The sequence below is a fragment of the Kitasatospora sp. NPDC002543 genome (assembly GCF_053594915.1).
Window position 1 is genome coordinate 9,953 of record NZ_JBSFWR010000075.1, and the last position, 21,297, is coordinate 31,249.

The window sequence follows — 21,297 nt, forward strand, 5'->3', positions numbered from 1 at the left end:
TCGAAAAGTGTCATCACGGGGAGAATGGGAAATGGCGTCGAACCTGCTCAGAGAAATGCCCGGCGAGGAAATCGAACTGCGGATCCCGAGCCGGGCCGAGGGCCCCGAGCTGCCGGCCGCGCCGCACTCGGCGGCCGACGAGGAGCAGGCCGCGGTCACCGCCCACGCGGGGCGGATCGGCCGGGAGGCCTGGACGGCCGTGCGCCGCGAGGCGGAGCGCCGGGGGCTCGCCCCGGCCGACGTCCTGACGGCCGTCTGCGCCGAGGTGGTGCGCCTGTGGACCCCCGCGGACGAGTTCACGCTGGACCTGGTGCGGTCCGGCCGGGCGCTGCCACTGACCTTCGACACCCTCCCCGACGACACCTTCACCGCACGGGTGCGCCGGATCCGGCAGCAGCTCGACCGGGCCGGGAGCGGCGCCACGGTCCGGGCGGACGAGCCGGACCGATGTCGTCCGACCTGGCAGGCCACCGAGGAGGCCGGCGGGCTCTCCTTCGCATGGAACGTCCACGAAGCACTGCTGCCCGACGGCCTGCCGGCCGACCTGACGGCGGTCTGCGCCGCGGCCCTCCACCGGCTGGCGGCCGACCAGGACGCCTGGGACGGCCGGGCCCGCCTCACCGCGCTGCCGCACTGGCAGGCCGCCGAGCGCGCCGAGGCCAACAGCACCGCCGAGCCGATCCCCGTCACCACCCTCGGCCGCCTGGTCGAGGAACGGGCCGCCGAACGCCCCGACGCCCTCGCCGTGATCGCGGACGACGGACAGCTCACCTACGGCGAGACCGTGGCCGAGGCCCGGCGCCTGGCCCGCCGTCTGACCGCGCTCGACGCGAAGCCGGGCAGCCTGGTCGGCGTCGTCGTGGAGAAGGGCCGGGCCCAGGTGCCCGCCGTCCTCGGGGTCGCCCTCTCCGGCGCCGCCTACCTGCCCGTCGACCCGCAGTGGCCGGCCGCGCGCCGGGCCCAGGTCATGGAGCAGGGCGGCGTGCGGATCGTGGTCACCACTCCCCGGCTGCGCGACGAACTGGCCTGGCCCACCGGCGTCCGGCTGGTCACCCTCGACGACGCCGAGGTGCGCGAGGCCTCCGCCGGGCCGCTCCCGACCGGCCCCGCACCGGAGGACCTGGCCTACGTCATCTTCACCTCCGGCTCCACCGGCCGGCCCAAGGGCGTGATGATCGACCACCAGGGCGCCGCCAACACCGTCCAGGACGTCAACCGGCGCTTCCGGATCGGCCCCGAGGACCGGGTGCTCGCCCTGTCCTCGCTCAGCTTCGACCTCTCCGTCTACGACGTCTTCGGCACCCTGGCCGCCGGCGCCACCGTGGTCATGCCCGCACCCGGCCGGGCCCACGACCCCGAGCACTGGTCCGAGCTGGTCCGGCGGCACGGCGTCACCGTCTGGAACTCCGTCCCCGCCCTGATGCGCGTCTGGCTGGACGCCCCCGCCCCGGCCGCCGCGGACGCCCCCGCCCCGACCCTGCGGGTGGTGCTGCTCAGCGGCGACTGGATCCCCGTGTCGCTGCCGGACGCGATCCGCGCCGCCCACCCCGGGGCGCGGGTCAACAGCCTCGGCGGCGCGACCGAGGCGTCCATCTGGTCGGTCACCTACCCGATCGGCGAGGTCCCGCCGCAGTGGAGCCGCATCCCCTACGGCAAGCCGATGGCCAACCAGACGCTCCAGGTGCTCGACCGCCGGCTCGACCCGTGCCCGGTCTGGGCCACCGGGGAGATCCTCATCGGCGGCGTCGGCGTAGCCAAGGGCTACTGGGCCGACCCGGAGCGGACCGCCGAGCGGTTCGTCGTCCACCCGGCGACCGGCGAGTACCTCTACCGGACCGGCGACGTCGGCCGCTACCTGCCCGGCGGCGACATCGAGTTCCTCGGCCGGGAGGACACCCAGGTCAAGCTCAACGGGTACCGCATCGAGCTGGACGAGATCGCCGCGGTGCTGCGCCGTCAGCCCGGCGTGGGCGACGCGCTCCTCACCGTCGACACCAACCCCGCCACCGACCGCCGGCAACTCGTCGCCTACCTCCTGCCCGAGGAGCGGACGGAGACGGCCGCCGCCCCGGACGGCGACGCCGCCTGGTCCGCCGCACGGGCGGCCGGCGAGGCCGAGCTCGGCCTCGCCGTGGCCGAACTCGCCGACGACATCGCGACGTTCGAGAACCTCTGGCAGCGGCTTGAGGCGCTCGCCCCCGCGGTCATGGCCCGCGGCCTCGCCCGGCTCGGCGCCTTCACCGCTGCCGGCGACACCGCCACCGCCGACGAGGTCGTCACCCGCAACGGCCTGCGCCCGCTGTACCGCGGCCTGGTCGCCCAGTGGCTCGCGGTCCTCGCCGCCGAGGGCCTGCTCAGTGCCACCGGGGAGCCCGGCCGCTACCGCGCCGAGCGGCCGTTCGACCCGGACGCGCTGGACGCGCGGATCGCCGCCGAGCTGGCCGCGTTCACCGTCTCCGGCCCCGACCGCGTCCTGCTGGACTACTTCACCGAGTGCGTGGACCAGCAGCTCCCGATGCTCCGGGGCACGGTCCGGCCTCTTCAGCTCCTGCTCCCGGACGGCGACTGGCGGGTGACCGAGGCCCTGTACGCCGCGAACCCGGCCGCCCGGCTGCAGAACCGGATCGCCGCCGCCACCGTGCGCTCCTTCGTGGAGCGGTTCCCCGCCGACCGGCCGGTCCGGATCCTCGAACTGGGCGCCGGCACCGGCTCCACCTGCGACCGGATCCTCCCCGAACTGCCCGCCGACCGCGTCCGGTACCACTTCACCGACCTCTCCACGGCCTTCACCACCGAGGCCCGCCGCCGCTACGAGAGCGTCTACCCCTTCGTCAGCTACGGCCTGTTCGACATCGACCAGGAGCCGGCCGCCCAGGGCCTGGCACCCGGCAGCGCCGACGTCGTCGTGGCGGCGAACGTCCTGCACGACGCGAAGGACCTGGGACGCGCCCTGGCCACCGTCCGGAGCCTGCTCGCCCCCGGCGGGCTGCTGGTGCTCATCGAGGGCACCGTCAACTCCCCGCTGAACATGATCAGTTTCGCCTTCCTGGAAGGCTTCGGGAACTACCAGGACCAGCGCGAGGCCACCCTGCTCGCGGTCCGGGAGTGGCAGGAGCAGCTGACGGCCGCCGGCTTCACCCGCTTCGCCTCCGTCCCCGACACCGGACCGGCCGTCCGCGCCCTGGTCCAGCACGTGCTGGTCGCGGGCGCGCCCGCCGGGCGGGAGGCCCTGGACCCGGCCGCCCTGCACAAGGTGCTGGGCGACCTGCTGCCCGAGTACATGGTCCCGCACCACTACCTGGTGCTCGACCGGCTGCCGCTGAGCGCCAACGGCAAGGTCGACCGGTCGGCGCTGCCCTCGCCCTGGCGCGAACGCGCCCCGGAGGACCGCACGGCGCCGCGCACGGCGCTGCAGGAGCGGCTGCTGGAGATGTGGGTCGACGCGCTCGGCCGCGACGACTTCGGGGTCGACGACAACTTCTTCGACCTGGGCGGCGACTCGCTGCACGCGGTGCGCGTCATCGGCCGGCTCCGCGCCGAACTGGGCATTCGGCAGAGCGGTGACGAGGCCGTCGACCTGCTGTTCCAGGCCCCGACCGTCGCCGAACTCGCCGCCGTGCTCGCCGAGCAGCTGGAGGCGGCCCGGTGACCCGGACCGACCCGGTGTCCCGGACCGACCCGGTGTCCCGGCACGCCCCCTTCCCGCTGACCCCGCTCCAGGAGGCCTACCTGGTCGGCGCCTCCCGGCTGGTCGAACTCGGCGGCTTCCTGCCCGCCTACTACGTCGAACTCGACCTGGTCGACTTCGACCCGGCCCGCGCCGAGGACGCGCTGAACCGGCTGCTGCGCCGGCACGACCACCTGCGCACCGTGGTCGAGGACGCCGGCGCCCAACGGGTGCTGACGGGCGACCGGACCCCGCCCGTCCGGCTCACCGTGACCGACCTGACCGGCCTCGACGAGCCGGCCCGGCAGGCCGAACTCGCCCGGACCAGGGAGCGGATGTGCCGCGAGGGGGTGGACCCCACCCACTGGCCGCTGTTCGCCCTCGTCGTCAACCGCCTGCGGCCGCACCGCGTCCGGGTCCACCTCGCGATGAGCCTGCTGCTGCTGGACGGCCGGGGGATCCGCCAGGTCGTCGACGAGTGGCGGACGTACTACCACGACCCCGCCGCCGAGCTCCCCGCCCCGGCGCTCGGCTACCGGGACTGCCGGCTGGAGCTGCTCGCGCACGAGGACAGCCCCGAGTACCGGGAGCAGTGGCGGTACTGGGAGGAGCGCCTCGACCGGCTGCCCGACGCGCCCCGGCTGCCGCTCGCCGGCCGGCCCGCGGCCATCGGCACGGTGCGCTTCACCCGCCGCACCCACCGGCTGACCCGGCAGCAGTGGCAGCGCCTGTCCGCCGCCTTCCGGCAGCACCGGGTGCTGCCGACCACCGCGCTCTGCCACGTCTTCGCCGAGGTCCTCGGCGCCTGGGCCGCCTCCCCGCACTTCAGCCTGAACCTGCTGCACCAGAACTGGGCGACCACCCGGCCCCACATGGCGGGCGTGGTGGGCCAGTTCGGCGCCACCCTCCCGCTGGAGGTGGACCTGGCGGGGTCCGGCGACTTCTGGGAGCGGGCCCGGCGGCTGCAGCGCCGGGTCTGGCAGGACCTGCAGAACGCCGACGTGGCCGGCGTGCGGATCACCCGCGAACTGGCCGCCCGCCGCGGCTGGACCTCCCGCGCCGCCCTGCCGTACGTCTTCACCAGCATGCTGAAGGCCGGGACCGCCACCGAGCCGGCGCCGACCGGCTCCGGCCGGGGCCGGCTCGCCTGCCGCGAGGTGTTCAGCGACCTGCGCACCCCCCAGGTGCTGGTGGACAACCAGCTCCACGACGGGACCGACGGCGGCGTCGACTGCGTCTGGGACGTCGTCGACGAGGCCTTCCCGCCCGGCCTGCCGGAGCTGATGTTCGAGGCGTACGGGCGGATGCTCGACGAGCTGGCCGGGCCCGCCGGGGCGACGGCCGCGCCGGACCCGGTCTCCGCCGGGCACCACGCCCGGATCGCCGAACTGAACGGGCCCGTCGCGGCCCCGCCGGCCGAGCGCCTGGAGGACGGCTTCCTGCGCCAGGCGGCGCTGCGCCCGGCCGCCCCCGCCGTGCTGACCGCCCACCGGTCGGTGACGTACGGCGAACTGGAGGCCCGCTCCCGGGCGGTGGCCTGCCGGCTGGGCGCCCTGGGGGTCGGCCGGGGGGACGTGGTCCCCGTCGTCATGACCAAGGGCTGGGAGCAGGTCGCCGCCGCCCTGGGCGTGCTGCGGGCCGGCGCGGCGTACTGCCCCGTCGACGCCGGCCTGCCGGACGAGCGGATCGCCCACCTGCTGGAGGCCTGCTCCGCGCGGGTCGCGCTGGTCCAGTCCCCGGCCGAGGAGCGGATCGGCGCGCTCGGCGAGCGCCCGGTGCTCTCCGTGGACGCCCTCGAACCGGCCGCCGGCCAGACCTGCGCCCGGGTCGGCGATCCGGCCGACCTCGCGTACGTCATCCACACTTCGGGCTCGACCGGCCTGCCCAAGGGCGTCATGATCGAGCACCGGGCCGCGGTCAACACCGTCCAGGACGTCAACCGGCGGCTGGCGCTCGCCCCCGAGGACCGGGTCTTCGGGATCTCCTCGCTGAGCTTCGACCTCTCCGTCTGGGACGTCTTCGGCGCGCTCGCCGCCGGCGCCGCCCTGGTGCTCCCGGAGGCGAGCCGCCGCCCCGACCCGCTCGGCTGGGTGCGGGCCGCGGTGCGGCACGGCGCGACGGTGTGGAACTCGGTGCCCGCGCTCGCCCAGATGCTCGCCGAGGTCGTCGAACAGCGGCCCGAGGCGGGCCTGCCGCCGGTGCGCGCCTTCCTGATGAGCGGTGACTGGATCCCCACCGAGCTGCCGGACCGCCTGCGGTCCGTCTGGCCCGGCACCCGGGTCGTCGCGATGGGCGGCGCCACGGAGGCCTCGATCTGGTCGAACGTCTTCGAGATCGAGCGGGTCGACCCGGCCTGGCGGAGCATCCCGTACGGGGTCCCGCTGCGCAACCAGACCATGCGGGTGCTGGACCACCGCCTGGACCTCCGCCCGCCGTGGGCGGTCGGCCGGATCCTCATCGGCGGCGTCGGGCTCAGCCGGGGCTACTGGCGGGACGCCGGGCGCACCGACGAGCGGTTCATCCGGCACCCTGGGACCGGCGAGCGCCTGTACGTCACGGGCGACCTCGGCCGCTACCGGCCGGACGGCACCATCGAGTTCCTGGGCCGCGAGGACCGCCAGCTCAAGATCCAGGGCTTCCGGGTCGAACCGGGAGAGGTGGAGACGGCGATCCGCGAACACCCCGCGGTGCGGGAGTGCGTGGTCAGCGGCGCGCCCACCCCGGGCGGGCAGCGGCGCCTGGTGGCGCTCGTCGTCCCCCGCGAGGGCGAGGCCCTCGACGGCCGGACGGTCCTCGCCCACCTGCGGACGCGGCTGCCGCACCACCTCGTCCCCGCGCGGCTGCACGTCCTGGAGAAGCTGCCGCTGACGGCCAACGGCAAGGTGGACGTCGCCGGGGCGCTGGCCGAGCTCGCCGCCCAGGCCCCGCCCGCCGGGCAGGCCTCCGCCGCGGCCGGGGGCACCGGCGGCGAGCTGGTCGACCGGCTGTGCGCGCTCTGGGCCGACCTGCTGGAACTGCCCGCGGTCGAACCGGACGACGACTTCTTCGCGCTGGGCGGCAACTCGCTGCTCGCGCTGCGGCTGATCAACCGGGTCCGCGCCGAGCTGGCGGTCGAGCTGCCGTTCGGCCAGGTCTTCGAGGCGGCGACGGTACGGGCGCTGGCCGGGCGCATCGCGGAGCAGGACCGGCCGGCCGGCTGCCGGGTCGCCCTGGCCGGCGGCCCGGGCGGGACGGCGGGGCGGGAGCTCTTCCTGTTCCACCCGGTGGGCGGCTCGGTGAGCAGCTACACCGCGCTGGCCCGGTCCTGGCCCGGCCCCGTCCACGCCTTCCAGAGCCGGGCGCTCGCCCAGGGCACCACCGCCGTCCTCGACCCCGACGTGGAGACGATGGCGACGGCCTACCGCGAGGAGCTCCAGCAGGTGTCGGCCGAAGGCCCGTACCTGCTGGGCGGCTGGTCGATGGGCGGCGTGCTCGCCCACGAGGTCGGCCGGCAGCTCGCCGAACGGGGCCACGAGGTCCGGGTGTTCATGGTCGACAGCGACCTCACCGAGTCCCGGGAGACCGCCACCGAGACGGCCGGGCACCTGGAGTTCCTCGCCGACCTCGCCGGCGGGCGCCTGCCCGAAGCGGTGCGCGCCGCCGTCCTGGACGCGCCGCCCGCCACGCTGACGGGGACGGCGGCGCGGGCGTCGGTCGCCCACGGGCTGCTGCCCGCCGGGACCGACGTGCGGCAGTACGAGCTGCTGATGCGCGTCCACGCGCACAACCTGGCGGCCCTGGGCCGCCACCGGGCGGACAAGTCCGACGTGCCCACGCTGCTCCTGGTGGCCGGCGCGGTCGACCGCCCGGACCCGGTCCCCGCCTGGCAGGACGTCTGCCCCGGCCTCGACGCCGAGGTCTGGGACGAGGACCACTACTCGATCGTCACCGACGACCGGCCCGCGGCGATCGCCGACCGGGTCGCGGCCTGGCTGGGGGAACCGCTCGACCAGCGGTAGCCGGCCCACGCCCCACCACCGGGTCCCGACCGGGCGGATCTGCCGGCCGGGCCCCGATCGACCCACCTCTCACCAGCGGTCCCGACCGGGCGGACGCCCGGCCGGGGCTCTCTCCACCCTCTCCACCCGACCCTCGGTCAGATCCTCGACCGAGGCGTCCCTCGACCGGAATCCGGTCGAGCCGAACCACCTACACACGGGGGAACTTCACCATGCGGTTCTTGGAAACCGAACGGGCGACCCTTCAGCGGTTCATGCCCGGCCTCGACGCCGACCTCGCCCGGATCCCGCTCGCGGACCTGGAGCGGCCCGGCAATCCCGCGCTGGCCCTGTTCAAGGCCGCGGGCGGCACGGGCCTGCTGATCCCGGCCGAGCAGGGCGGCGCCGGCGCCACCGCGCTGGAGGCGGTCCGCGTCCAGCGGGCGATCGGCGCCAGGACCCCCTCGCTCGGGGTCGCCACCACCATGCACCACTTCTCCGTCGCCAGCCTCGCCGAGGCCGGCCTCGGCGACGGCTGGGAGTGGATGCTGCTGGAGGGCATCGCGACCGGCCGGCTGCTGGTCGCCTCCGGCTTCGCCGAGGGCCGCACCGGGGCGGCCATCCTCTCCCCGGCGCTGCGCGCCGTGCGGCACGGCGACGGCCTGCGGGTGACCGGCTCCAAGAAGCCGTGCTCGCTGTCGGGCTCGATGGACCTGCTGACCGCCTCGGTGGCGGTCGCCGACGAGGACGGCCGCGACCGGATGGCCGTCGTGGTCGTCCCGTCGGACAGTCCCGGGCTGGAGGTCCGGCCCTTCTGGAACAACTTCGTACTGGCCGGCGCCGAGAGCGACGAGGTGGTCCTCAAGGACGTCGAGGTGCCCGGCCGGCTCGTCGTGATGACCGACAACACCGAGGACCAGCAGCCCGACGCGCTCCAGACCAGCGGCTTCATCTGGTTCGAACTCCTCGTCACCGCCACCTACCTGGGGGCGGCCGGCGCCCTGGTGGAGGGCGTGCTGGAGGCCGCGCGGGCGGACGCGGTCGAGCGCGCGGGGCTGGTCGTCGAGGCCGAGGCCGCGGCGGCCATGCTGGAGGGCGTCGCCCGGGCCGTGGACGCCGGGGAGCGGGGCGCGGAGATGCTCGCCCGGGTGCTGTGCGTGCGCTACGCCGTCCAGGACGCCATCGGCCGGATCAACCGCAAGGCGGTGGAACTGCTCGGCGGCATGGCCTACATCGGGTCGGGCGACGGGGCGTACCTGACGGCGGCCTGCGCCGCCCTGATGTTCCACCCGCCGTCCCGCACCCACATGTCCGGGCAGCTGTGCGACCACTTCGCCGGCCGTCCCCTGCGCGTCGGCTGAGGGAACCGCGATGACTCCCACTTCGAAGCCCGGCCCCGTCGTCCTGCTCACCGGAGCGAGCGGCGTCGTCGGCCAGGCGGTACTGGAACGGCTGACCGACCGCACCGTCGTCTGCCTCACCCACAGCAAGCCGGTGACCGGACCGCGGGTGGTCAACGTCCGCGGCGACCTCACCCGGCCGTACTTCGGCCTCGACCGGGCGGCGTACGAGGACCTGGCCGACCGTGTCGACGCGGTGGTGCACTGCGCCGCGATCACCGGGTTCAGCGTCGACCCCGACCTGACCAACGAGCTGAACGTGCGCGGCAGTTCGGCCGTCCTGGCGTTCGCCCGCCGGGCGTCCGCGCCGCTGCAGCACGTCAGCACCGCCTTCGTGTCCCGGCAGGACCTCGCCCGGGAGGGGTGCGGCGGCGCCCGGCCGGAGGTCTACCTGGACAGCAAGCGCACCGCCGAACGGGCCGTCCTGGACTCCGGGGCGGCCGCGAACATCATCCGGCCCTCGGTCGTCATCGGCGACACCGTCACCGGGCGGATCTCGCAGTTCCAGGGCCTGCACGCGATCGCCGGCGCGATCCTGCGGGGCGCGCTGCCGATGCTGCCGCTCCCGCCGGAGACCCGGATCGACTTCGTCCCGCAGGATTTGGTCGCCGAGGTGATCGTCGGCCTGGTCCGGGCGGGCACGACCGGCGGGGAGTACTGGGTGACCGGGGGAGAGGCCGCCCCGACCGCCGGGCGGATCGTCGAACTGGCCCTGGAACTCGGCCGGCGGTTCGGCCCGGAGCCGCACGCCCCGCGGTTCGTCTCCGCGGACATGGTGGAACGGCTGATCCGGCCGGTCTTCATCGAGTCGCTGCCGAAGGCGCAGCAGCGCCGGTTCGACGACATGCTGGCCATGACCGCCCTGTTCCGGACCGCCGAGCCCTTCCGCAGCGACTACCCGCTCGTCCCCGGCGTGCGCCGGCCCGGCACCGGGGACCTGGAGGACGCCTTCACCGCGTCCATGCTCCACTACGCCCGGGTCAAGGGCCTGGTCCGCCCCCGGGAGGTGGCCGCATGACCACCGGAACCGAACCGGCCGTCGCGGAGCTCTACCGCCGCCACCTGAGCAAGGGCCGGGCCAGTCTCGCCGAGCTCACCGGCGGCGACCAGGAGGTCTCCTCGCACGCCGCGCACGTCCTCGGCGCCGACGGGCGGCGCTTCCTGGACTGCGGCGGCTACGGCGTCTTCCTCCTGGGGCACACCCACCCCGCCGTCGTCGAGGCCGTGGTCGCCCAGGCCCGGTCGCACCCGATGTCGACGCGGCTGCTGCTGGAGCCCACCGCGGCCCGGGCCGCCGCCGCCCTGGCCGGCGTCACCCCCGAGGGCCTCGACCGGGTCCACTTCGTGAACTCCGGCGCCGAGGCGGTCGAAGCGGCCGTCAAACTCGCCCGGACGCACGGCAAACGGCGGCTCGTCTCGGCCACCGGGGGCTTCCACGGCAAGACCATGGGTGCGCTCTCGCTCACCGCCAAGGAGCTCTACCAGGAGCCGTTCCGCCCCCTGCTGGCGGACGTCTCGCACGTGCCGTACGGCGACGCCGCCGCGCTGGCCGGCGCGATCGGCGCCGACACCTGCGTGGTCCTCGAACCCGTCCAGGGCGAAGGCGGCGTGATCATCCCGCCGGAGGGCTACCTCACCGAGGTCCAGCGGCTCTGCCGGGCGGCCGGCGCCTTCCTGGTGCTGGACGAGATCCAGACCGGCCTCGGCCGGCTGGGCTCCTGGTGGGGCGCCGACCGCGAGCGGATCAGCCCCGACGTCCTACTGGTCGGCAAGGGCCTGAGCGGCGGGGTGGTGCCCGTCGCGGCCATGGTGGCCACCGACGCCGCCTACGAGCCGTTCAGCCGGGACCCGTTCCTGCACACCTCGACCTTCGCGGCCTCGCCGATCGCGATGGCCGCCGCCCGCGCCGCCGTACGGACCATCGAGGCCGAGGGGCTGGTCGAGCGCGCCGCCGCGCTGGGCCGCACCCTGCTGGACGGGCTGACCCGGATCGTCGCCGAACACTGCCCCGGCCTGGTCGCCGGGATCCGCGGGGCCGGACTGCTCATCGGCGTCGAGTTCAGGGACGAGCACACCGCGGGCGCCTTCGTCCTGGAACTGCACGACCGCGGCGTCCTGGTCAACCACAGCCTCAACGCCCACCGGGTGATCCGGTTCACCCCGCCCGCCGTCCTCACCCCGAGCGACGTCGACTGGCTGCTCACCGCCTTCGACGACGCGGCCACCACCCTGGAAGGAACGCTGTGACGCGACAGGTCACCCTCGAGGCGTACGTCCCGGAGACCGACATCGACACGGTCTTCGCGCGGCTGTCCGACTTCGGGCGCTACCCCGAGTTCACCGACGCCGTCCGGGAGGTGAATGTCACCGAGCGCGCGGACGGCGTCGTCGACACCGAGTGGGCGGTCAACTTCCGCAATGGCGTGATGCGGTGGTCCGAGAACGAGGTCATCGACCCGGCCGACCGTTCCATCACCTTCGCCCAGACCACCGGGGACTTCGCGTCCTTCGACGGGACCTGGCGGGTCGAGCGGGCCGGCGACCGGGTGGTCATCCGATTCGACGCCGAGTTCGACCTGGGCATGGCCAGCCTGGCGGCGATCCTCGACCCGATCGCCGAACGCACCCTGGTCGAGAACCTCCAGCGCATCCTGACCGGCCTGAACGGACCGGCCACCACCTTCGGCGAGCGGACGTGACCGGCCCGCGGGAGATCCCGCGCCCGACCCGGACGGCCGACGGGCCGTCCACGACCGGCCCTTCCGTCGAGGCCGCACACCCGAGGGACCGCCGATGACCGGAAAGCAGCCCGGAAAGCAGCTCGGAAACCAGCCCGGATCGAAGCCCGGATCGAAGCCCGGAACGCCCGCCGCGGAGCTGTCGCGGGACGACGTCCGGCGCACCGTGGCCGGCCTGCTCGGCGTGGCCGCCGACACCGTCCCCGACGCGGACAACCTGATCCGCCACGGGATGGACTCCATCCGCATGATGAAGCTCGCGGGCGGCTGGCGCCGCGCGGGCGCCGACGTCACCTTCCAGAAGCTGGCCGAACACCCCACCGTCGAGCGCTGGCACGCGCTGCTGACGGCCCGTCCGGCCGCCGGGGCCGTCGGGGCCGCCGACGCCGTGCCGGCCCGGCGGGCGGTCGACCCGGGGGCCGCCTTCGACCTCACCCCGGTCCAGCGGGCCTACTGGATCGGCCGCGGCGACGAGATGACCCTCGGCGGGGTCGGCTGCCACGCCTACCTGGAGTTCGACGGCGGCGCCGTGCGGCCCGACCGGCTGGAGACGGCCGTACGCCGGCTCCTCGCCCGGCACGAGATGCTGCGCGCGCGGTTCCTCGACGACGGACGGCAGCAGATCCTCGACCGGAGCCCCTGGCCCGGCCTCACCGTCCACGACTTCCGCGCGGCCGAGGAGGCGCGGGTCGAGCAGGGCCTGGCGGAGGTCCGGTCCGGGCTGTCCCACCGCCGCCTCGACGTCGCCGCCGGCGAGGTCTTCGACCTGCGGCTCTCGCTGCTGCCCGGCGAGCGCAGCCGGCTCCACGCCAACATCGACCTGCTGGTCGCGGACGTCGCCAGCATCGAGGTGCTGCTCACCGACCTCGCCAAGGCCTACCGCGACCCCGACCGGCCGGCCCCGGCACCCGGGTACGGCTTCGCCCAGTACCTGGAGGACTACCGGGCCTGGAGCGGAACCCCCGCCACGGCCGGCAGCCCGGCCGCCGAGTCCCGCGCCCACTGGGCCGGCCTGATCCCCGAACTGCCCACCAGCGGGCCCAGGCTGCCGCTGGCGAAGCAGCCCGAGGAACTCGCCGCGACCCGCTTCTCCCGGCGCGCCTTCGACCTCGGAGCCCAGGAGTGGGAGCGCATCACCGGGCGGGCCCGCGCGCACGGCCTCACCCCCGCCATGGTGCTCGCCACCGCCTACACCGAGGTCCTCGGTGCCTGGAGCGCGGAGCGGAACTTCCTGCTCAACGTGCCGCTCTTCGACCGCCAGCCGCTGCACCCGGCAGTCGGCGAACTGGTCGCCGACTTCACCAACCTGGTCCTGCTGAACGTCGACCTGCGCCGGCCGGCCCCGTTCGCCGAGCGGGTCCGCGGGCTCCAGCGGCAGGTCCAGCAGAACGCCTCGCACGCCCAGTACTCCACCCTGAACGTGCTGCGGGACCTGCGCCGGGCCCACGGCGGCCGGCGGGTCGGCGCCCCCGTGGTCTTCGCCTGCAACCTGGGATCCGACTTCGTCGGCCCGGAGTTCCGCACCGAACTGGGCGAGCTGACCTGGATGCTCTCCCAGACGCCGCAGGTCTGGCTCGACCACCAGGTGTACCGGACGGAGGACTCCGTCCGGCTGGCCTGGGACGCCGTCGACGAGCTGTTCCCCGCCGGCCTGGTGGACGACATGCTGGAGGCCTACCGGGACCTGCTGAACCGGCTCGGCTCCGCCGTCGACCTCTGGGGCCGGCCCGTCGAGGTCACCGCCGCCGACCTGTGGGACGGCTCGGCGGGCCCCGTCGGTCCCGTCGGCGCTGCCACCGACGCGACGGCGGGGGCCGCCCGATGAGCCCCGCCCTCGCGACGGACACCCGCTGGATCAGGCGCTTCCACCGGGCCGCGGACGCCCCCGTCCGCCTGCTCTGCCTGCCGCACGCCGGCGGCGCGGCCGGCTTCTGGTTCCCGCTGTCCGCCGCGCTCGCCCCGGCGGTGGAGACGCTCGCCGTGCAGTACCCGGGACGCCAGGACCGCCGGGCCGAACCGGGACTCGACTCCGTCGGGGCGCTCACCGACGGGATCGTCCGGGCCCTGGTGCCGCTGCTCGACGACCGGCCCCTGGCCCTGTTCGGCCACAGCATGGGCGCCGTCCTGGCCTACGAGACGGCCCGGCGGCTGGAGCACGAGGCCGGCGCACCCCCCGCCGCGCTGATCGTCTCCGGCCGCCGGGCTCCCTGCCGGGTCCGCGAGGAGAACGCCCACCTGAAGTCCGACCGGGAACTGGCGGCCGAACTCAGGGAACTGGGCGGCACCGACCCCGGCCTGCTGGACGACCCGGACGTGCTGCGGCTGCTGCTGCCCGGAGTCCGCCGCGACTACCGGGCCATCGAGACCTACCGGCACCGGCCCGGCCGGGAGCCCGGCTGCCCGGTCACCGTCCTGACCGGCGCCGACGACCCCAGGGTGACCGTCGCCGAAGCCGACGACTGGAAGCGCCACACCACCGGCCGCTGCACCCTGGAGGTCTTTCCCGGAGGGCACTTCTTCCTCGGCGAGCACACCGCCGGGATCGCCCGGCTGGTCACCGGCCGACTGCTCCCGTCCGCGCGGTAGGGCGTGCCCCGCGGGTCCCCGCCGGGTGCGCCCGACAAGACCCGCAAGAGACGCCCGGCCCACGACTTCCCGCCACAGCGTGCCCGTGCGGGCACCGGAAACGAGGCACAGATGAACCCGTACCAGCACACCACGCTCACCGGCGAGTTCGACCCGCTGGTCGCCGCCACCGCGCTCGCCCGCGCCGGTCTCCACGACCGGCACGTCGTCTACGAGCGCGGACCGCAGTGGTGCTACGCCGGCGGCGCGCTCGGCGAGCTCGTCCTCGACGCCGAGGGACTCAGAGTCCGCTGGGGCGGCGAGGAGAGCGTCGAACCGCTCGGCGAACGCCCGCTCGCCCAGGTGGCGGCGGCCCTCGGGCGCCTGCCGATCAGCGACTGGAACGTCTACGGCTGGGCCGCCTTCGAGCTCAGCTACCTGGTCCGCCGCCGGATCGAGGTGCCCTCCGGCACCCCGCTGCTCCACCTGATCGTGCCGCGCACCGAGGTCCGGCTGCGGGCCGACCGGATCCTGGTCCGGGCGGCCGAACAGGCCTCCGCCGAGCGGGTCCGCGAGGTCGTGGAGACCGCCCGGCCCGAGCCGGACGCCACGCCGACCCCCGTCCCGGTCGACGCGTACGGGGCCGAGATGTACCAGAAGGCCGTCGCCGTCGCGGTGGACGACATCCGGCGCGGCGAACTGCAGAAGGTGATCATCTCGCGGCCGGTGCCGATCGCCGGGGCCGTCGACATTCCGGCGACCTACCTGCACGGCCGCCGCCGCAACACCCCCGCCCGCTCCTTCCTGCTCGACCTGGGCGGCTGGAAGGCGATGGGCTTCAGCCCCGAGACGGTGGTCGAGGTCGACGCCACCGGGGCGGTCTCCACCCAGCCCCTGGCCGGCACCCGGGCCCACGGTCTCGGCGCCGAGCGGGACGCCCGGCTGCGGGAGCAACTCCTCACCGACGCCAAGGAGATCTACGAGCACGCCATCTCGGTGAAGCTCGGCCACGAGGAACTGCTCACGGTCTGCGACGAGGACTCGGTCGCCGTCAGCGACTTCATGAGCGTCAAGCCGCGCGGCAGCGTCCAGCACCTCGGCTCGCGGGTGGTCGGACGGCTGGCCCCGGAGCGGACCGCCTGGGACGCCCTGGAGGCGCTCTTCCCCGCGATCACCGCGTCCGGCATCCCCAAGGAGCCCGCCTACGAGCGGATCGCCCGGTTGGAGCCCAGCCCGCGGGGGCTGTACTCCGGAGCCGTCCTCACCGCCTCCAGCGACGGCTCGATGGACGCGGCGCTGGTCCTGCGCGCGCTCTACGAGAAGGACGGCCACGCCTGGCTGCGCGCCGGCGCCGGCATCGTCGCCGACTCCGTCCCCGCCCGGGAGCTGGAGGAGACCCGCGAGAAGCTCTCCAGCGTGGCCCCCCACGTGATCGCCGCCGCCCCGGCCGACCGGCCCTGACGAACGACCCGCGACGACCCGACAGACCAGCGACGAGAGGGAGGACGAACACATGCTTGCGGGTTTCGTGCCGTGGCCCGAGGAACTGAGCCGGAAGTACCGGGAGGAGGGCTACTGGCAGGACGTCACCATCGGCGGTCTGCTCACCGGCTGGGCGGAGGCCTACGGGGACGGCGTCGCCGTCACCGCCGGCGAACGGCGGGTGACCTTCCGGGAACTGGACGCCTGGGCCGACCGGCTCGCCGGCGGACTGCTCCGGCTCGGCATCTCCCCGGGCGACCGGGTCGTCCTCCAACTGCCCAACGTGGTCGAGTTCCTGCCGGTGTTCTTCGCCCTCTGCCGGATCGGCGCGCTGCCGGTGCTGGCGCTGCCCGCCCACCGGGAGCACGAGATCGGCGCGCTCAGCGCCCTGACCGAGGCGACCGCCTACGTCATCGCCGACCGGGACCTCGGCTTCGACTACCGGGAACTGGCGCGCCGGGTCCGGCGGACGGTCCCGGGCCTCGAGCACGTCATCGTGGCCGGCGACGCGGCCGAGTTCGTGCCGCTGGCCGACCTGGCCGACCCGGCTGACCTGGCTGACCTGGCTGATCGGAAGGACCCGGACGGTCGGGACGGGGCGCCGCTCGCGCGGCCGGCGCCGCCGAACCCCGAGGACGTGGCGTTCTTCCTGCTCTCCGGCGGCACCACCGGGCAGCCGAAGCTCATCCCCAGGACGCACACCGACTACGCTTACAACCTCCGCGCCAGCGCCGAGGTCTGCGAACTGGACGGCGACACCGTGTACCTGGCCGCCCTGCCGGTCGCGCACAACTTCGCGCTCGGCTGCCCGGGCGTGCTCGGCACCCTGCACGCCGGCGGCCGGGTGGTGCTCACCACCGACCCGAGCCCGGACCAGGCCTTCGCCCTCATCGAGCGGGAGGGCGTCACCATGACGGCCCTGGTCCCGCCGCTGGCCCTGCTCTGGATGCAGGCCGTCGAGTGGCTGGACGACGACCTGTCCACGCTCCGCCTGCTCCAGGCCGGCGGCGCCAAGTTCCCGGCCGAGGCCGCCCGCCGGGTACGGGGGAGCCTGGGCTGCGCGCTCCAGCAGGTCTTCGGGATGGGCGAGGGGCTGCTCAACTACACCCGGCTCGACGACCCGGACGAGCTCGTCGCCACCACTCAGGGCCGGCCGCTGTCGCCCGCCGACGAGCTCAGGGTGGTGGACGAGGACGGCCGCGAGGTGCCGCCCGGAACGGCGGGACAGCTGCTGACCCGCGGCCCGTACACGCTGCGCGGCTACTACCGGGCCGGGGAGCACAACGCCACCGCCTTCACCCCGGACGGCTTCTACCGCACCGGCGACCTCGTCCGGCTGCTCCCCGGCGGCCACGTGGTCGCCCTGGGCCGCACCAAGGAGGTCATCAACAAGGGCGGCGAGAAGGTCGCGGCCGAGGAGCTGGAGAACGAACTGCTGGCCCATCCGGCCGTCCTGGAGGCCGCCGTCGTCCCCATGCCGGACCCGGACTTCGGGGAGCGGATCTGCGTGTTCGCCGTCACCCGCGACGGCGGGCTGAGCCACGCGGAGGCGGTCGACTTCCTCGTCTCCCGGGGCCTGGCCACCTACAAGCTGCCCGACCGGGTGGAGTGCGTCGGCGCGCTGCCGCTCACCACGGTGGGGAAGGTCGACAAGCGGGCGCTGACCGAGCGGCTCGCCGCCCCGGTGGGCGGCCCGGCGGGTGCCCTGGTGGGCGGTCCGGTGGGCGGTCCGGTGGACGGTCCGGTGGACGGTCCGGCGAACGTCCCGGTGCGGCCCTCGGAAGGAGACACCCCGTGTCCTCCCTCCCGATAGAGGAACCGGACCTGTTCGTCGCCGACGAACCCCTGGTCTGGGACCTCCTCCCGGCCGGGCAGCAGCCCGACTGGCAGGACCACCCCTCCTACCCCGCCGTCCGGCGCGCCCTGCTCGCGGCCGCACCCCTGGTGCGGCCCGAGGAAGTGGCCGAACTGCACCGGAGCCTGGCGGTGGTCGCGGCCGGCGGGGCCCGGCTGCTCCAGGCCGGCGACTGCGCGGAGAGCCTGGCCGAACAGGACGCCGAGCACCTCGCCGCCAAGGTGTCCGTGCTGGACGCGCTGGGCGACCACCTCGCCGCCCGGACCGGCCAGGAGGTCGTCCGGATCGGCCGGCTCGGCGGACAGTTCGCCAAACCGCGCTCCGCGCCCACCGAACGCCACGGCGACCTCGAACTGCCCGTCTTCCGGGGCCACCTGGTCAACTCCGAGGAGCCCACGCCGGAGGCCCGACGGCACGACCCCCGGCGGATGCTGCTGGCCCACCGGGCCGGCCTGCGGGCGTTCGACCACCTCCGCCGCCTGCGCGGCGAGCGCGCGGCCGGCGCGCTCCGCGGGCTGACCCCCGGGCTGCTCCCCGGGCTGATCACCGGGCCGTGGGGCAGCCACGAGGCCCTGGTCATCGACTACGAGGGCCCGCTGGTGCGGCCCGCAACCGAGGGCGGGGCCGAGTACCTGGCCTCCACCCACCTGCCCTGGATCGGCGAGCGGACCAGGCAACCCGACTCCGCGCACGTCGAGATGATGGCCACCGTCCGCAACCCCCTCGCCTGCAAGATCGGACCGACCGCCCGCCCCGACGAGGTCGTCCGGCTGTGCGACCTGCTCGACCCGGAACGCACGCCCGGCCGGCTGACACTCGTCCTGCGGTTCGGCCGGGCGCGCGTCGAGGAGGTCATGCCGGGGCTCGTCGACGCCGTCCGCCGGGCCGGCCACCCGGTCGTCTGGCTGACCGACCCCATGCACGGCAACACGGTGCGGACCGCCGACGGCACCAAGACCCGGCAGCTGCGCGCCGTCACCGAGGAGGCCGCGGCCTTCCTGCGGATCCTCGAACGGCGCGGGCTGCACGCCGGCGGCCTGCACCTGGAGACCGCGGCCGCCGACGTCACCGAGTGCCTCGGCGGGACCACCGGGGACGAACGCGCCCTGCACCGCCGCTACGAGACGCTCTGCGACCCGCGGCTCAATCCCGAACAGGCCCACGAGCTCATCGAGACGCTCTTCCGTTCCTGACGGAACCGGGCCGCGGACGACGGAGGGGAGAGGACCGCGATGGCCGGCACGGCACAGCGGGTGGGAACGGTCGGGGCGCTGTGGCGCTACCCGGTCAAGTCGATGCTCGGGGAGGGACTGCCCGCCGCCGACGTCACCGGACGCGGCATCGACGGCGACCGGCGGTTCGCCCTGCTCGACCGGGCGACCGGCAAGGTCGCCAGCGCGAAGGACCCGCGCCTGTGGCGGCGGCTGCTCACGCTCACGGCGACGACGACCGGCGACGGCGTGCGCGTCACCGGGCCGGACGGCGCGGAGCTCGACGCCGACGCGCTGACGGAGCTGCTCGCACGCCCCGTCGCCCTCACCGCCGAGCCGCCGCCCGCCGCCTCGATCGACCGCGCCGACCCGGAGGAGGTGCTGCGCCGGGGCGAGGCGGCCGACAGCGCGGTGCACGCCGTCGAACTGCCCGCCGGGACGTTCTTCGACCACTCCCCGCTCCATCTGCTCACCACCGCCACGCTCGACCGGATCGCGGAGCTGAGCCCGCGTCGGACCGTCGAGGCCCGGCGCTACCGGCCGAACCTCGTGATCCGCCACGAGGGCGCCGGAGGCTTCGTCGAGAACCACTGGATCGGCCGGGAGCTGACGATCGGCCCGCGGCTGCGGCTGCGGATCACCGTCCCCACCCCCCGCTGCGCCGTGCCGACCCTCGCCCACGGCAGCCTGCCCTGGGACCCGGAGGCGCTGCGCGTCCCCGCGCGGCACAACCCGCTGGAGCCGCTGGTTGGCATGGGGCCGCGGCCTTGCGTGGGCGTGCACGCCCGGGTGCTCGCCGCCGGTCGGGTCGCCCGGGGGGACGCCGTGCTGCTGCACTGAGCGGGGCGCGGCGGGGCCTCTCTGTGGTCGGGCGATGTCGGGCGTGGTCGGGCGGGGCTCTTCGGGGCCGGGCCGCCGTCACACCGGTCCGCAGGTCACGAAGTACGGGAGCACGGTGGCGCCGACGCCGAGCAACAGGATGGCGAACCGCGCCGCCGGGTGGAGCGGTGCGCGGGGCCGCAGCAGCCGCCGCATCCGGACCAGAACGGCGTCGCCGCCGGCCGCGAAGGCCGATCGCGGCGTGCCGCCCGTGGCGACCTCGCACATCGCGACCGCGAGGGCCCGGGGGGAGGTGACCCGCGCGGCGCGGTCGTCGCAGACCATTTCGAGCAGGACCGCGGTGCTCTCCCGCGCGGCGCGGGCCAGCGGCACGATCCGGCACGCGCGGTCGAACGCCTCGGTGGCCGCCGTGAGCAGGTGGTGGTGGCCGGTCAGGTGGGCGCGCTCGTGGGCCAGCAGCGCCTGCAGCTGGTCGGTGGTCAGGGACTGCACGGCCGCGCTGGTCAGGACGACGCGGGCCGACCGGCCGGGAAGGCAGTAGGCGGCCGGGACGGCGTGGTCGAGGATCACGGCGCGCAGCTCGGGCGCGGGCCGGCCCACCAGGTCCAGCAGGGCGGCGTGGCGCCGTCGGCGCCGGCGGGCCGAGACGGCGACCGTGACGAACCAGGCGGCCGGCCAGAGCAGGGTGACGCCGATCGGGAGCAGCAGCCCCAGGCCCTCCGCGCCGTCGGAGGGTTCGGCGGCGTCGGTGTCGGCGACCGGGTCCGGCCCGAGGAGCCACTGCTCGGTCGCGCCGAGGAACCCGTGCAGGTGCCGGCCGGTGGGCGTCAGGTGGTACCAGGCCAGCGCGACGGAGACGACGAACGTCAGCAGCAGCGCCTGCCAGAGCAGCAGCGCCGTCCTGGGGGAACGCAGCGGCCACTTCGCCCGGGCGAGCAGGGACGGGACGACGAAGCCGATGACCGCAGCGTAGCCGCCCAGGACGAGGGGCCCGATCACTCCTGGTCGTCGCTGGTGAGCGAGCGCAGCGCGCGCCGGATGGCGTCCTGTTCGTCCGGGGTGATCTGTCCGACGAAGTGGGCCAGGGCGCTGGACCGGTCGGTGGTGACGGCGAGGGCGTCCTGCATGAGCGCCGCGGTGTACGACTCACGGGTGCGGGTCGGCTCGTAGAGCCAGGCCCGTCCCTCCTTCTCCCGGCGCACCATGCCCTTGCCGTGCAGGACGTCGGCGACGGTCATCACCGTGGTGTACGCGAGCGGGCGGGACCGGTTCAGGTCGTCGACGAGTTCGCGGACGGTCGCCGGGTGGCCCCAGCTCCACAGGCGGTCCATGATCTCCGCCTCCAGTTCCCCCAGTCGGCGCACGCTCACTGCTTCCCCTCCCGGGCACTCGCGTTCGACGCTCATCGTAGACGGTGCGGTTCGCCCCCCGGAAGACGAGCGGGTGGACGCCGAGCGGGTGGACCGTCGAGCGGGTCGACCGTCGAGCCGTGCGCCGTCGAGCCGTGAACCAGGCGCCGGACCCCTGGCGCTGTGACGCGGCGTCAGTAACATGAGTCCTCC

General features: G+C 75.1%; 14 protein-coding genes. 12 read left to right on the plus strand and 2 right to left on the minus strand.

Going from position 1 to position 21,297, the window contains the following annotated elements; genetic code table 11:
- Window positions 1-31 precede the first annotated feature (31 nt).
- The 12 genes from ACWD4P_RS26865 to ACWD4P_RS26920 all read left to right on the plus strand — a co-directional run bounded on the left by ACWD4P_RS26865 (window position 32) and on the right by ACWD4P_RS26920 (window position 19,735).
- Complete coding sequence (locus tag ACWD4P_RS26865) at window positions 32-3,649, plus strand: amino acid adenylation domain-containing protein (RefSeq protein WP_449781349.1); 3,618 nt, start codon at window positions 32-34, stop codon at window positions 3,647-3,649.
- Entirely contained in the window at window positions 3,646-7,665 is a 4,020-nt protein-coding gene (locus tag ACWD4P_RS26870) for a non-ribosomal peptide synthetase (protein ID WP_449781350.1), read from the plus strand. The genes ACWD4P_RS26865 and ACWD4P_RS26870 overlap by 4 nt, the downstream gene beginning before the upstream one ends.
- Window positions 7,666-7,877: 212 nt before the next feature.
- Complete coding sequence (locus ACWD4P_RS26875; protein ID WP_449781351.1) at window positions 7,878-9,005, plus strand: acyl-CoA dehydrogenase; 1,128 nt, start codon at window positions 7,878-7,880, stop codon at window positions 9,003-9,005.
- Between the two features lie 10 nt (window positions 9,006-9,015).
- Window positions 9,016-10,062 (plus strand): SDR family oxidoreductase, encoded by a 1,047-nt coding sequence (locus ACWD4P_RS26880; RefSeq protein WP_449781352.1) that lies wholly within the window; start codon window positions 9,016-9,018, stop codon window positions 10,060-10,062.
- Window positions 10,059-11,291 (plus strand): aspartate aminotransferase family protein, encoded by a 1,233-nt coding sequence (locus tag ACWD4P_RS26885; RefSeq protein ID WP_449781353.1) that lies wholly within the window; start codon window positions 10,059-10,061, stop codon window positions 11,289-11,291. Before ACWD4P_RS26880 ends, ACWD4P_RS26885 begins: the two co-directional genes overlap by 4 nt.
- Window positions 11,288-11,743, plus strand: a complete 456-nt coding sequence (locus tag ACWD4P_RS26890) for a type II toxin-antitoxin system RatA family toxin (RefSeq protein ID WP_449781354.1) — start codon at window positions 11,288-11,290, stop codon at window positions 11,741-11,743. The genes ACWD4P_RS26885 and ACWD4P_RS26890 overlap by 4 nt, the downstream gene beginning before the upstream one ends.
- 94 nt (window positions 11,744-11,837) lie before the next feature.
- Window positions 11,838-13,607: a condensation domain-containing protein gene (locus tag ACWD4P_RS26895; protein ID WP_449781355.1), complete on the plus strand. Its 1,770-nt coding sequence runs from the start codon at window positions 11,838-11,840 to the stop codon at window positions 13,605-13,607.
- The gene (locus ACWD4P_RS26900; RefSeq protein ID WP_449781356.1) at window positions 13,604-14,368 is read left to right on the plus strand and encodes a thioesterase II family protein; all 765 of its coding nucleotides are present in this window, start codon (window positions 13,604-13,606) and stop codon (window positions 14,366-14,368) included. Before ACWD4P_RS26895 ends, ACWD4P_RS26900 begins: the two co-directional genes overlap by 4 nt.
- Window positions 14,369-14,479: 111 nt before the next feature.
- Window positions 14,480-15,808, plus strand: coding sequence for a salicylate synthase (locus ACWD4P_RS26905; protein ID WP_449781357.1), 1,329 nt, complete (start codon window positions 14,480-14,482; stop codon window positions 15,806-15,808).
- 52 nt (window positions 15,809-15,860) lie between these two features.
- Window positions 15,861-17,642 carry a (2,3-dihydroxybenzoyl)adenylate synthase gene (locus ACWD4P_RS26910; RefSeq protein WP_449781358.1) on the plus strand — a complete coding sequence of 594 codons (1,782 nt, stop codon included), beginning with the start codon at window positions 15,861-15,863 and terminating at the stop codon, window positions 17,640-17,642.
- Window positions 17,624-18,877: a 3-deoxy-7-phosphoheptulonate synthase gene (locus ACWD4P_RS26915; RefSeq protein ID WP_449781359.1), complete on the plus strand. Its 1,254-nt coding sequence runs from the start codon at window positions 17,624-17,626 to the stop codon at window positions 18,875-18,877. The genes ACWD4P_RS26910 and ACWD4P_RS26915 overlap by 19 nt, the downstream gene beginning before the upstream one ends.
- A gap of 39 nt (window positions 18,878-18,916) precedes the next feature.
- Complete coding sequence (locus ACWD4P_RS26920; protein ID WP_449781360.1) at window positions 18,917-19,735, plus strand: MOSC domain-containing protein; 819 nt, start codon at window positions 18,917-18,919, stop codon at window positions 19,733-19,735.
- Between the two features lie 78 nt (window positions 19,736-19,813).
- Here the strand turns inward: ACWD4P_RS26920 and ACWD4P_RS26925 are convergent, their stop codons facing one another.
- Both ACWD4P_RS26925 and ACWD4P_RS26930 read right to left on the minus strand, forming a co-directional pair.
- The gene (locus tag ACWD4P_RS26925; protein WP_449781361.1) at window positions 19,814-20,734 is read right to left on the minus strand and encodes a M56 family metallopeptidase; all 921 of its coding nucleotides are present in this window, start codon (window positions 20,732-20,734) and stop codon (window positions 19,814-19,816) included.
- Window positions 20,731-21,099 (minus strand): BlaI/MecI/CopY family transcriptional regulator, encoded by a 369-nt coding sequence (locus ACWD4P_RS26930; RefSeq protein WP_359817576.1) that lies wholly within the window; start codon window positions 21,097-21,099, stop codon window positions 20,731-20,733. Before ACWD4P_RS26930 ends, ACWD4P_RS26925 begins: the two co-directional genes overlap by 4 nt.
- Window positions 21,100-21,297 lie beyond the last annotated feature (198 nt).

Bases quoted from the DNA above. Each gene is read 5' to 3' on its own strand.
- ACWD4P_RS26865 (WP_449781349.1), top strand. From the start codon at position 32: ATGGCGTCGAACCTGCTCAGAGAAATGCCCGGCGAGGAAATCGAACTG.
- ACWD4P_RS26875 (WP_449781351.1), top strand. From the start codon at position 7,878: ATGCGGTTCTTGGAAACCGAACGGGCGACCCTTCAGCGGTTCATGCCC.
- ACWD4P_RS26880 (WP_449781352.1), top strand. From the start codon at position 9,016: ATGACTCCCACTTCGAAGCCCGGCCCCGTCGTCCTGCTCACCGGAGCG.
- ACWD4P_RS26885 (WP_449781353.1), top strand. From the start codon at position 10,059: ATGACCACCGGAACCGAACCGGCCGTCGCGGAGCTCTACCGCCGCCAC.
- ACWD4P_RS26895 (WP_449781355.1), top strand. From the start codon at position 11,838: ATGACCGGAAAGCAGCCCGGAAAGCAGCTCGGAAACCAGCCCGGATCG.
- ACWD4P_RS26900 (WP_449781356.1), top strand. From the start codon at position 13,604: ATGAGCCCCGCCCTCGCGACGGACACCCGCTGGATCAGGCGCTTCCAC.
- ACWD4P_RS26905 (WP_449781357.1), top strand. From the start codon at position 14,480: ATGAACCCGTACCAGCACACCACGCTCACCGGCGAGTTCGACCCGCTG.
- ACWD4P_RS26910 (WP_449781358.1), top strand. From the start codon at position 15,861: ATGCTTGCGGGTTTCGTGCCGTGGCCCGAGGAACTGAGCCGGAAGTAC.
- ACWD4P_RS26920 (WP_449781360.1), top strand. From the start codon at position 18,917: ATGGCCGGCACGGCACAGCGGGTGGGAACGGTCGGGGCGCTGTGGCGC.